Origin of the sequence: Pseudomonas sp. PA-6-3C (genome assembly GCF_021605825.1) — a bacterium.
Classification (GTDB): domain Bacteria; phylum Pseudomonadota; class Gammaproteobacteria; order Pseudomonadales; family Pseudomonadaceae; genus Aquipseudomonas; species Aquipseudomonas edaphica.
Genome location: NZ_WKDV01000019.1, coordinates 1 through 12,447, shown reverse-complemented (window position 1 = coordinate 12,447; position 12,447 = coordinate 1). Strand labels below are relative to the sequence as shown.

9 protein-coding genes are annotated in these 12,447 nt (G+C 58.6%); 4 read left to right on the top strand and 5 right to left on the bottom strand.

The window, feature by feature from the left end; translation table 11 throughout:
* Position 1: 1 nt before the first annotated feature.
* Positions 2-319, bottom strand: a complete 318-nt coding sequence (locus GIW48_RS14630) for a hypothetical protein (protein WP_099549844.1) — start codon at positions 317-319, stop codon at positions 2-4.
* Positions 320-503: 184 nt separating this feature from the next.
* Between GIW48_RS14630 and ku the strand changes: the two genes are divergently transcribed.
* Positions 504-1,358: a non-homologous end joining protein Ku gene (ku, locus tag GIW48_RS14625; RefSeq protein WP_236460701.1), complete on the top strand. Its 855-nt coding sequence runs from the start codon at positions 504-506 to the stop codon at positions 1,356-1,358.
* 24 nt (positions 1,359-1,382) lie between these two features.
* A complete protein-coding gene (gene ligD, locus GIW48_RS14620; RefSeq protein ID WP_236460702.1) occupies positions 1,383-3,863 on the top strand; it encodes a DNA ligase D in 2,481 nt (826 codons plus the stop codon).
* A gap of 176 nt (positions 3,864-4,039) precedes the next feature.
* Here the strand turns inward: ligD and GIW48_RS14615 are convergent, their stop codons facing one another.
* On the bottom strand, positions 4,040-5,023 hold the full coding sequence (locus GIW48_RS14615; protein WP_099549847.1) for an aldo/keto reductase: 984 nt from the start codon (positions 5,021-5,023) through the stop codon (positions 4,040-4,042).
* Positions 5,024-5,135: 112 nt separating this feature from the next.
* Here GIW48_RS14615 and GIW48_RS14610 point away from each other — a divergent pair, with 112 nt between their 5' ends.
* The gene (locus GIW48_RS14610; protein ID WP_017135525.1) at positions 5,136-6,062 is read left to right on the top strand and encodes a LysR family transcriptional regulator; all 927 of its coding nucleotides are present in this window, start codon (positions 5,136-5,138) and stop codon (positions 6,060-6,062) included.
* Between the two features lie 159 nt (positions 6,063-6,221).
* Positions 6,222-11,135 carry a glycosyltransferase gene (locus GIW48_RS14605; protein WP_236460703.1) on the top strand — a complete coding sequence of 1,638 codons (4,914 nt, stop codon included), beginning with the start codon at positions 6,222-6,224 and terminating at the stop codon, positions 11,133-11,135.
* A 105-nt stretch (positions 11,136-11,240) separates the two neighbouring features.
* Here GIW48_RS14605 and GIW48_RS14600 read toward each other — a convergent pair whose 3' ends face one another.
* The 3 genes from GIW48_RS14600 to GIW48_RS14590 all read right to left on the bottom strand — a co-directional run bounded on the left by GIW48_RS14600 (position 11,241) and on the right by GIW48_RS14590 (position 12,223).
* Positions 11,241-11,381, bottom strand: a complete 141-nt coding sequence (locus GIW48_RS14600) for a hypothetical protein (RefSeq protein WP_017135523.1) — start codon at positions 11,379-11,381, stop codon at positions 11,241-11,243.
* 11 nt (positions 11,382-11,392) lie between these two features.
* Positions 11,393-11,605 (bottom strand): hypothetical protein, encoded by a 213-nt coding sequence (locus GIW48_RS14595; RefSeq protein ID WP_170038331.1) that lies wholly within the window; start codon positions 11,603-11,605, stop codon positions 11,393-11,395.
* A gap of 72 nt (positions 11,606-11,677) precedes the next feature.
* The gene (locus GIW48_RS14590) at positions 11,678-12,223 is read right to left on the bottom strand and encodes a hypothetical protein (protein WP_026013566.1); all 546 of its coding nucleotides are present in this window, start codon (positions 12,221-12,223) and stop codon (positions 11,678-11,680) included.
* Between the last annotated feature and the right edge of the window lie 224 nt (positions 12,224-12,447).

The window sequence follows — 12,447 nt, the reverse complement described above, 5'->3', positions numbered from 1 at the left end:
CTTACCGGCGATTGCCGTTGGCATCGTAAGTGGGCGCTTTGGGTGCAGTGGCAGGACGGCTCGGGGCCGCGTTACGCGTCGGGTAACGATTGCCGATACCGCCGTTTTCCACGGTCGGTGCAGGGCCGGTCGGCGCGGGTTGAACCCCGCGGGTGGCGGCCGGCGCATTGGGCTGGGTGCCCTGCATGCTGTTGGGGTTAGCCCGATGGATTGGGCTGTTATTGGTGTTGTAGCTGCCGGGCAGGTTCTGCGCCTGGGCCAATGGCGCGAGGGCCAGGCCCAGCGCGACTACGGCGAGGTAACGCACACAGCTGTTCATGACAAAGCCTCATTGGGGCGAGTAGTACGTGCTTTCGATAACACGCTACGCCTTGGGTTCGGCTTTCGACATTAAATAGTTTCTCATCAGATGTAACACGATCTGTCCGCGCATCCGTCCGCCGAAACTTTTGCGCCAGCCTGCGAGTCACCAGAACACCGACTCTTCTCAAGGAACCGCAGCCATGCCAAGGGCAATCTGGAAAGGCGCCATCAGTTTCGGCTTGGTCCATATCCCGGTCTCGCTGGTCTCGGCCACGTCCTCCCAGGGCGTTGACTTTGACTGGCTGGACAAACGCAGCATGGACCCGGTGGGCTACAAGCGCATCAACAAGACGACTGGCAAGGAAGTCACCAAAGACAATATCGTCAAGGGCGTGGCCTTTGAGAAAGGCCGCTATGTGGTGCTCAGCGAAGACGAGATTCGCTCGGCCCACCCCAAGTCGACCCAGACCATCGAAATCATTGCCTTTGTTGCCGCCGACCAGATCCCGCTGCAAAACATCGACACGCCCTACTTCCTGGCCCCGGACAAACGCGGCGGCAAAGTTTACGCGCTGCTGCGTGAGACCCTGAAAAAAACCGCCAAGGTCGCCCTGGCCAATGTGGTGCTGCACACCAAACAGCACCTGGCAGCGCTGATGCCGCTGGAATCAGCGCTGGTATTGGTGATGCTGCGCTGGCCCGCCGAAGTACGCAGCCTCGACGAGCTTGAACTGGGCAGTGACGTGACCAAACCGAGCCTGGCCAAGGGCGAATTGGACATGGCCAAGCGCCTGGTCGAAGACATGAGCGCCGACTGGCAGCCGGACGAATACCGCGACAGCTTCCAGGAAAAGATCATGGCGCTGGTGGCGAAAAAGGCCAAGGCCGGCAAAATAGAAGACGTCGAAAGCCAGCCAGGCAGCGAAGAACGCAAATCTGCCGATGTAATCGATCTGACCGAACTGCTCAAGCGCAGCCTGGCCGGCAAGCCCGCCGCGAAAAAGCCCGCAGCAAAAAAACCGACCGCGAAAAAAACCAGCAAAAAGGCCTCTTGAGCCCGCCATCAGCAGGAGAACGCCATGGCCAAGCCCCTGAGCGAATACACGCGCAAACGCGACTTCGAGATCACCGCAGAGCCCGCAGGCGATGCACCTGCCAGCAAATCCAAAGCCTCGGCATTGTCATTCGTGATTCAAAAACACGACGCGCGCAACCTGCACTATGACTTTCGCCTGGAACTCGATGGCGTACTCAAAAGCTGGGCGGTGCCCAAAGGCCCAAGCCTGGACCCCAGCCAGAAACGCCTGGCGGTCCACGTTGAAGACCACCCATTGAGTTACGGCAACTTCGAAGGCAATATCGCCGCCGGGCAGTATGGCGCCGGCGATGTGATCGTGTGGGATCGGGGGGTCTGGCAGCCTCACGACGATCCGCACAAGGCGTATGCAGCCGGCAAACTCAAATTCACCCTGGTCGGTGAAAAACTCTCCGGCGATTGGGCGCTGGTACGCACCCGCCTCAAGGGCAGCGGCGACAAGGAGCAGTGGTTGCTGATCAAGGAAAAGGATCAGCAAGCCCGCCCGGCCGCAGACTACGACATCGTAAAGGCCCAGCCCAAAAGCGTGCTCAGCGATGCCACCGTGGGCAAGCCCGCGCCTGCACCGCGTGCAAAGCGCCAGAAAGCCAAGACCGCCCTGCCCGATCAATTCGCGCCACAACTGGCCACCCTGGTCGACCGCGCCCCGCCCGGCGATTGGCAATACGAGATCAAATTCGACGGCTACCGCATGCTGGCGCGTATCCGCGACGGCGATGTGCGCCTGTTCACCCGCAACGGTCATGACTGGACCGAGCGTTTGCCGCGCCAGGTCAAGGCCCTCCAAGCCCTCAAGCTCAAGGACAGCTGGCTGGATGGCGAAGTGGTCAGCCTTAACGCCGACGGTTTACCGGACTTCCAGGCGTTGCAAAATGCGTTCGATATCGGCCGCAGCCTGGACATCGTTTACTACCTGTTCGATGCACCTTTTTTACACGCAAAAGACCTGCGTGAAGCGCCCGTGGAACAGCGCCGTGCTGCGCTTAAATCCGCGCTGTCGGGCAGCCGCAGCAAATTGCTGCGGTTTTCCGAAACCTTCGCCGCCAACCAACGCGACATCTTCGAAAGCGCCTGCGACCTGGCGCTCGAAGGCGTGATCGGCAAGCGCGTCGGCAGCCCGTATGTGTCCAGCCGCAGTGCCGACTGGATCAAACTCAAGTGCCGCCTGCGTCAGGAGTTCGTGATCGTCGGCTATACCCGTCCCCAGGGCTCGCGCACCGGCTTCGGCGCGTTGCTGCTGGCGGTCAATGACGACAACGGTTTGGTGTATGCCGGGCGTGTCGGCACCGGGTTTGATCAGCACGCGCTCAAAGCGATTTACGCCCAGCTCACGCCTTTGGCGCGCAAAACTTCGCCACTGCAAAACCCGCTGACCAGCAGCCAGGCACGCGGCGTGCACTGGGTGGAGCCCGAGCTGGTCGGCGAAGTCAATTTCGCCGAATGGACCCGCGAAGGCGTGGTACGCCAAGCCTCATTCGTGGCGATGCGCAGCGACAAGCCTGTGGCGCAGATCATCCATGAGCAACCGCGCGCGGCCAAATCTCTCAAGCAGGCCTCAGTGCCGAAAAAAGCCGGCAACGGCGTGAACATCACGCACCCCGATCGCGTGATCGATCCACGAAGTGGCACGCAAAAGCAGCAGTTGGCAGACTTTTACGCCAGCATCAGCGAATGGCTCCTGCCGTTTCTGCGCCACCGGCCGGTCTCGCTACTGCGCGCGCCGGATGGCATCGAAGGCGAGCAATTCTTCCAAAAACATGCAGAGCGCCTGGCCATTCCCCATATCAAACAACTGGATCAGAACCTCGACCCTGGCCATGCACGGCTGATGGAAATCGACACCACCAAAGCCCTGCTCGGCGCCGTGCAGATGGGCACCATTGAGCTGCACACCTGGGGCGCGACTGCCGACAAAATCGAAACCCCGGACCGGTTTGTGCTCGATCTCGACCCGGACCCGGCGCTGCCCTGGAAAAGCATGCTGGAGGCCGCGCAATTGACCCTGTCGGTACTGGATGAGTTGGGCCTTGAGGCGTTCGTCAAAACCAGCGGTGGCAAAGGCCTGCACGTGGTCATCCCGCTGGCGCGCCGGGACGGCTGGGAGGCAGTAAAGGCCTTTGCCAAGGCCATCGCACAGTTTATGGCACAGCAACTGCCTGAACGCTTTACCGCTACCAGCGGCCCGAAGAACCGCATTGGCAAGATCTTTATCGACTACCTGCGCAATGCCCGCGGCGCGAGTACGGTGGCGGCCTATTCGGTACGGGCACGCCCGGGCCTGCCGGTCTCGGTGCCGGTGAGCAAGGACGAACTGAAAGGGTTACGCGGTGCGCAGCAATGGACGGTGGCTAATCTGCATGAGCGTTTGAGCACGCTCAAGGATGACCCCTGGGCCGGTTACGCCAACCGGCAGAAGATCAGCAAGAAGATGTGGGACAAGCTGGGGGCGCAGCCGCCACAGTGATTGGCATCCAGCGTGCGCCGCCGATACGAAAGCGTCGGGGATCGCTTTGGCCAGGCCCCCAGCAAAGCCAACACAGCAAGCAAACCACCAGCATTCTTGAATACGGTACCGCGCTTCATGCAAAAACCTCTACGAACAGGGATGGTGTTTGTGTGCCGACATCCCTGTCGTTAAGGCTAACGTTTGGCGGGGGCCATAAATTCCGGCCCGATTGGATCTTTTATCGTGCTGGCAAGAATACGGTCGATATGTGTCAGGTCATCGGCGGTCAGGTGCCAGCCAAACACCTCTTCAAAACCCTTCAATTGTTCCGGGCGGCGCGCGCCCCACAGTGCAATGGTCGGGCCTTGGTCCAACACCCAGCGCATGGCCAGGGCCAGCACCGACTTGCCATGGCATTCGCGCGCATAGCTGTCCAGCGCCGCCACAGCCGCCAGGTATTGCTCGAAACGCGGCGCCTTGAATTTGGGATCAAGCTTGCGCACATCATCCCCGGCAAAGCGGGTGGCCGAGTGCATGCTGCCGGTCAGCAAGCCACGGCACAGCGGGCCATAGGCCAACAGCACCAGCGAGCGCTGGCGGGCATAGGGCAGGATGTCGCTGTCGATGGCGCGCTCGAACAGGTTGTAGGGCGGCTGCACGGTGGCCAGCGCCGTGTGCCGACTGAAGTCGTCCATTTGCGCACAGGAATAGTTGCTCACGCCAACGGCAAGGATCTTGCCCTCGCGGCGCAGGCGCTCGAGCTCTTCGGCGGTTTCTTCCTGGGCCACCAGCGGGTCGGGCCAGTGCACCTGGTACAGGTCGATATAGTCGGTGTCCAGGCGCACCAAAGAGTCTTCGACTTCTTTGCGGATGCGCCGCGCCGTGGCATTGCGCCGGGTGGTGCCGTCGTCCCATTGCAGGCCGGCCTTGGTGGCAATCACCGCGCTGTGGCGCATGCCGCGCACGGCCTTGCCGATCAGTTCTTCGGACAGCCCAAGGCCATACACCGGCGCGGTGTCGATCAGGTTGATGCCGCAGTTCAATGCATGACGAATGGTCTTGATCGACTGCTCGTTGTCCGCACCGCCCCACAAATGCCCCCCCATGGACCAGGTGCCGAGGGCAATCCGCGAGACGGCCTTGTCGATGCCGGCAATCCGGAGGGTCTCGATGCGCATAAAAAACTCCTCGAAGAGCAAAAATACGTAGGAAAACAATTACTCTAGATCATCCGATGTTGAATAGGGCTCAACGCCCCATGCAACCGAACTCCTAGTAAAGAGGCTTGATATGGCGGCTTTTAATCGTTCCGAATTGGCCGATCTGAATGTGTTCATGGCGATCATCCGGCGCCGCAGTTTTCGCCATGCCGCCCATGAGCTGGGCGTGACCACCTCGGCGCTGAGCCACACCATGCGCAACCTCGAAACGCGCCTGGGGGTCAAGCTGCTGTACCGCACCAGCCGCGCGGTGGAACCGACTGACGCCGGCACCCTGCTGGCGGAAAAACTCACCCAGGGCTTTGCCGTCATCCAGGACGGTCTCGATACCCTGGAGCTGCACCGCGAAGCGCCGATTGGCCGCTTGCGCATCAATGTGCCACGGGATGCAGCCGTGCTGCTGTTGGCGCCGATCCTCGGCGACTTCACCGACGCCTACCCGCAGTTGCGCCTGGACTTGATCGTCGAAGACCACATGCTCGACATCATTGCCGAAGGCTACGACGCGGGTATCCGTTACGGTGCGACCGTGCCACAGGACATGGTCGCGGTGCCGCTGACCGGCGCACTGCGCTGGATCATGGTCGCCTCCCCCGCCTACCTCGCCCGTCGCGGTACACCTCAGGTACCCAAGGACCTGCTGGAGCACGCGTGCATCCGCATGTACCTGGGCGACAAGACCACCTACAAATGGGAGCTGGGCAACGGTGCGCGCCAACAACGCATCGATGTGCCCGGGCACTTCAGTGCGGCCGACACAGAAACCATCGTCAATGCTGCGTTGCAAGGCGTGGGGATTGCCTATTGCCTGTCCGACCGCGTGCAGCAGCAGCTTGCCGAGGGCCGACTGGTGGAAGTCATGCCGGACTGGGCCTGCATGGGCGAACCGCTGTGCATGTACTACCCGAGCCGCCGCCAGTCGCAACCGGGTTTGCGCCAGTTGATGGATATGATCCGGATGAAAACCATCGGTTCGCAGTTAATGGAAACACATTGAACCTGGGCCAGGCAGGTTGGCCTGGAGGGGGCGAAATATAGGGTTACGACTGAATCGGTGGAAGCAGGGAATCAAACCGAAGCGGCTGTTACGTAAGGGAAATGCCTCGTTAGTTCCCACGTCGAGGCGCTATTCCCACACGCACAACGGCAGCCCACTATGAACAGTGTTTCCAATCAGATCATCGCACGCCCTTCATCTGCTCCAACGTTGCCGCTACTGCCGCCGCTTTCAAGGCCAAAACGTGACACCGCGTCCCCGCAGGAAGAGCAGGCTGCCACACGGGCCAATGGAGACAGCGAACTGGCCATGCAATACGCGATCGCCCTGAACCTGGCTGGCCGTCGCACTCATGTTGAAGACTTCGATCACATTGCTCCCCACTCCACCTTTGGCCAATGGTGGAGGCACTTGCATGATGCCTTCCAATTGCCCGATGTTCAGCAGTGGATCAAGGCCTTGGGGGTTGATACCACCTCGATAAAAATCGATCCAAAATCAGGTCAGATTTCCTTTTACCGTGAGCGCTTTCTTGACCCGCTAAGCACATTACACACGCTGGGCCAGGACGACAGCCAGTGGGCTGCCCTGAGCGGGCCTATCCTGCGGGCCGCGAGCGTCATAGATGGCGAATTTCCTTTTGCGCCTCCCGTCAATAGCCCGGACGCACCTGTACCCTGGAAGCTCGTCGGTCGATTTTATCAGGAGCCACAGAACCTGACGCTGTCTGGCATGCTCAAGCGAGCGGACGAAATCAGCCACCAGACGGGTAACTTCAAAACCCTCGATCCAGGCCGCTTTGCGGACAAGATCCAGTCGCGCAGCGAAGAAACACTACAGGAACAGAAAGCGGCACTGGGTGATATCCACAACTGGCACCGGGCGGGTGCTGCACTGCAACGCCTGGCGATGGCCCTGGAGGATGGCAGTAAAAAATTCGAGGAACTCCAGCCCGAACTGGGACAGCCGCTGCCACTGTCTGCAGACAGCACCTACCGGCCAACGGGCACTGGCGCCGCCAACGAAACCAGCCTGCTTCAATTTCTGACGGAGCATGGCATTGACGTCCCCACCAACCCCGAGCAACTGGAAAACCTCTCCAGCGCGCTCCTCACGACGCCCCCCAAGGCCGCCCCCCATGGCGACTTGGGCGGCGCGCTGACATGGCCCGAACCACTTGCACGTGACAACCAGACACAACTGAAGACGGGAATTACCGAAGGAAAATTCGGCGACGTCAGATTAAAACCCTTCAAGCATGTCCTGGATTATCTGCTCAACGGCAGATCGATCTCCGCGCAGGAACAGCTGAATCCGCGGCAGTTGATCAGCAGCTTGATAAGTTCAGACAGAGGCACCGCACTGGGCAAGGCAATTGAAGCCACATTCGAGGCTCGCTCAGTCAAAGGCAGTGTCACCGACTGGCTGCTGGCGGCCTTGGGCGTGGGGAAATACGACCAAGCCCACGGTGAAACACGTATTGAGGGCTACCCCCTGGTTTCAGCCCACAACAGCCATAAATCGGCTTCGAGGGTGGTCAAGGAGCTGGAGGAGCATCTGCTTGCCAACGGCCTCGCTTCCAGCGCGCAAACAGCAGCCGTGCAGGCCCACCTCATGCTCGCCAGTCGCGCACCGCAGTTTCTGGTCAAGGGTATCCCGCAGGAAGTGACGATGGGTTCGCACAGCTGGGTCAGCTTCACCACGGCGGTAGCGCGCGTGGAAGCGAAAGCGCCAGGCGCGACAGCCAACATGGACTACGCGCAAATCATGCTCGCGGCCAATATTGCACCGATCTCGAACGAGGAACGCCAGATCGAATATGCCGCCCAGAACGAGGCGATCAAAGCCTGGGGCGTTCCCAACGGCATGGGCTATCCGACCACGCAGACAGCCCTGTCCGAGGTGCGTGAGGCGTTCAACCGGCATATCAGCGAAATGAGCGAAGCCGCCTCACTGCCGCTCCTCGAGACGCCGACCACCAAAGCCATTGCGGTCGAGCTTATGAAAAAAGCATGCCCCGGGATGGACCCAGCGCTGTTTGAGAAAAAGTGCATTACGTCGCAGCCCTCTACCAACGTATACCCCGGCCCCTACTCACTGTTGGACCTGCTCATTGATCGCAGGGCGCTTAGATCCCCACCACCAGATTCCGACAACAGAAAGCCTGCGGTATGGGTTTCATCATCAGACGAAATCAATATCGGCGATCTGCTGCCAATCCTCAAAACCCTGCCGGATCCCATCAAGCAGTTCAATGAGGACTTTCGCACGTTCTCTGACGCCGTCAAAAAGGCCACGTCGGCGCAGTTCAAGGTCATGATTTCGAAATTGCAACTGGAAGACCGGCAAAATCTGGCGTTCGGCGAAATCGTCGTACACAAAGAAATTCGCTACGACCGCATTCAAGGCTCCAGTTATGACAAGCGTGTTGAAACAGGCGTGGTACTGGTGGAGACCCTGCGTACCGTCAACGGTAAACCTCAGACCAGGCAGTACGCAATCAACCGGCTGGAGGGCACTATCACCCCGCAGCCGAGCCTGTTTTATGCATCACTCCCGCCCGCCAGCCTTGCGTCTACCGGCCCACGTTATATAGCAGACCAGATAACGCCCAGGGGTGAGTACCCCGCGGGAATAACAGACGAACGCAAAGGCGCCACGGGTATACCTGATAGCGTTGCCAGTGCCAGAACCCAATACCTGGCCGATGCATTGATTGAGGATATGAAGCTGCCTGAGTTGGGCGCATATTCCAGGGGAACAACGACCTTTCAGACGGAACACAGCACCACCGAAGCCATTCGCGAGGTCTTGCTGGGCTTTATTCCGTTCAGGTCGGCCATTAAAAATTTCAACGAGGGCAAGACTGCCGACGGTGTTCTCGACTTGGCGTTCGACATTTTTGGTTTCGTGGTCGGCGTCGGCTCCGCAGCCAAGGCCGCGAGAGCTTCATTTGTCGGTGCTTCCGTGCTGTCAAAAGCTGCCCTGGGGTTCAAGATTGTCGGGCGGGCAGCAGTGGGCGCGCTCAATCCGTTGGGCGGTATTGATGACCTCGCGCGTAGTGCGATAAGGGGCGTAAAGTTTGTAGCCGGCAAAGCCTATAAAGGTGTCAATGATCTGCGCCGTTCGTACCGCCATGTCAACCTGTTGGAGGTGGCCAAAAGGGCCGATATCGCTGAAGGCGCATTCAGTGCCGCCAACAGCGCTCGCAACACAAAAGCCCTGGCTAAGTTCGATGAGGCAACCCATAAGTGGTACGCCTTGGATCCGCGCACGAAGCAGGCCTACGGCAAGCCGCTGGAGAACTTCGTCCCAGACGTGCCAAAACCGGGCGACTCGAATAGTTTGCGAGCAATCTCCAGTGACGACGCAATCCAGAACATCAGCAAGCAACACGGCCTGGCAGCAACCGGGACAATCCAGGTGGGCCAAGAAACAGTCGAGCGCCAGGCTGTGATGTTTCTGGGTAATTGGCATGAATACGATGCATTGAAGCAACGCGCCATGGGCCTGCCCTTGAGAGACTTTAAACCTAACCGCGTTGCTGCCAATGGAGAAGTACGCTCACTGGATGATCTGCACAGTTATGAAGCCCGCTACATCGCCGCAGACGAGTTATCGACCACGGGGTTGCAGAACAACGTGTTGGTGGGCCGCAGTAAACGCGAATATGTGAAGGTTGATGGCAGGCTCTTTGAGTCCCAAGTCAAAGACGGCCGGCGCGTCATCCGCCATCCGAACGGCACGAGCCCCGATATACCCGTCAAGGATCTTGGCCCTACAGGGTGGGCACCTTTATCCCGATCCGAACGTTTGCTGGCCGGCGCAGGTGGCACACCGACGCCTTTCAGGCTGGGAGATGGAACCTACGTAGTGCCGATGGACGATATTAAACGCGTGGAAACCTCAGGCAATCCATTCAGGATTACTTACAAAAACGTCGATCAGGAAGTTGCGTTCGACAGCACGGCCGGCGCATGGAGAGGCACCCACGAGCAAGGCCAGCAGTATTACTGGCGAACTACCAAAGGCCACTGGCAACGGGGAACACTTGAAGCGTCCAAAAAGGCTAAAAAAGCCAGCGCCCATCACTATAACTTTGTGGATATTTCGTCGATTCCCAGAATCCCCAAACAACTGGCTCCCGTGCCCAAAACGTTGAACTATTTCTGGGCGGGCCAGGAGATTCCCACCCTCTTGGTCGACAACATGACAAAAAACGCCACCCGAGCTTCAGGCTATAAAACAGTCCTGCACGTGGACGCCGACAGCCCCGCTGTGTTCAAACAAATAGAAAGCAAGCTGAAGGAGAAAATTCCCGGCGTGACGGTGCTCAATCTTAATGAAGATGCCGCATTCAAGCAGTTGAAGACCGGCGAAATGTACAACTACTTCCGACAAGGGCAAGGGAAGAATCTGGCGGCAGCTTCGGATGTAGCCCGCTACCCGATAATGAATAAACACGGTGGTTTTTACCTGGACACCGATGATCTTATCCAAAGCAACGTCGGGGCCGTCGATGTAGCAGCAGGCGCCGACGATGTGCTGCTCGGCGCAGCAATGACGAATTACGTAACCAATTACAAAACGTTCTATAACACCAGTAACTTTGCTACTCGACCCGGCAACCCTGTACTTGGAGAGATGATCAAGGAGATGAACAAGCGGTTTGCGGCTAACAAATCCTATTTTGCGAACAATCGACCGACCGTCAGTCGCGGTCCCGATGGCAACGTTCAATTCACCCAGGAATTCAAAGAGTATGAGGAAAAAATTTTTAATACCGTAGGCCCGGATATGTTTAATGACACGCTTAAAACCAAAAGACCCGATATGTACGACTTAGGTTTCGATGGCCTCGCTAGAGAAGCAAAGTGGGACGGTGTCAAACTCGTGCCGCACGGTCCAGTCGTCAGCATTGAAAACACAGTGAGTGAGGCCTATGCGCGTCAGGGCATGGTGGTGCCGATAACAGAGCCCTTACAGATCAAGAGGGCCAAGGAGCATTACTTTCCGCTTCGCTACAAATTCAACGTGAAAATTGGGGCTGACCATTCCTGGATCAATACCTGATCGAAACCCGTTGATCCAGCCTGCACCGAGTTGCTGGGCCGTCGTTCATGACCTGAGCACTCAGCCAAAGCTGGCGTGGTATGAACGACGAGCCAAGGCGAACGCTCAATCCTGACTTTCGGTGTTGCCTACATCCGCTGCATCATCGAGGTCGTTGAGCGGTACTTCTGCATCATCCATCAATGAACCTGGGTCTTCATTGCCCGGGTCATTGAGTTCTTCATCGTCATCGAGTTCCTGGGACATGACCTTCTCCTCTAACCACCTTGGGTGTCGATATCGGCATCGGTTTCAGGCTTGGGCTCGCGCGTGGGCTTGAAGTCTGGACTGTAGTCGTTTTCCCGGGCTTTGGGGTCGCTGGCAGGTTTCGGGTCTTTTGGCGCATCGGCAGCGGTGCCGGGCGCCGGCTCGCCGCCATCGATGGCCGGGTCGTTACGGTTGCCGGTTTGGGGGTCCTTGCTGGTGTTCATAGGTCACCTCTTGAGTAAAACGCAGCCTGCGTAGAGTTAAGGGTGTGCGCAGCACCACGAAGTTCAAATTGCTTAAGAGACCGGGTTATCCACCTGGATATAAAACGCGTAGGCACCCAGCAGCACCCAGAACACCATAAACAGCCACGGTGCACGCATGGAGAACAGCAGCGACTTGCGATAGCCCTTGTGTGACGATTCGGTCTCGCAGAACAGCGGCGAATCATCGTAGGCCATGCCCATCACCGGCTCACTGCGCAGCAGCTCGCTCTGCTTGTAGTGCCAGTGGTCGATAATTTCGTAGGCGGCGCGAATACCTGGCCAGGCATTCAATGAGCTAAGAATGCCGAGGAAGGCCAGAAACGCGGGCACAACCAAGGTAAAAAACTTGCCCCACTCCGGGTTCAGGTTACCCATGCCGGAGACAAAGGCGATCACCAGGAACGACTGTGCCGAGAGATAGGCGTCGGTACGGTTGGCCAGAATGGTGGTTTCGTACTGGATCTCGCGGCGATAGAAATCGAGGCGGTCTTTGGGTGAGCCGAAAATCTTGGCATTGTGCTCGTTGTGATCGTCCAGGGCGGCTGCCGGTGTGTTGGGAGAGATGATTCTGGGCACGGCGGTGCTCCACAAGGTGACGAGCCTTGTTAGAAGAATCGGGGCTGGATGAAGTTCAAGTTTGTTCATGCACCAATTTGGCGCATTCGCTGCACCCTTGTAGTGAGCGGCTTTTAGTGGCACCACGCTTTTGTGGCGAGCGAGCTTGCTCGCGTTGGGCTGCGTAGCGGCCCCAATAAAAGCGGGAGCGCGGCGCCCTCCAGCCGCTGGTCCTTATAACCATC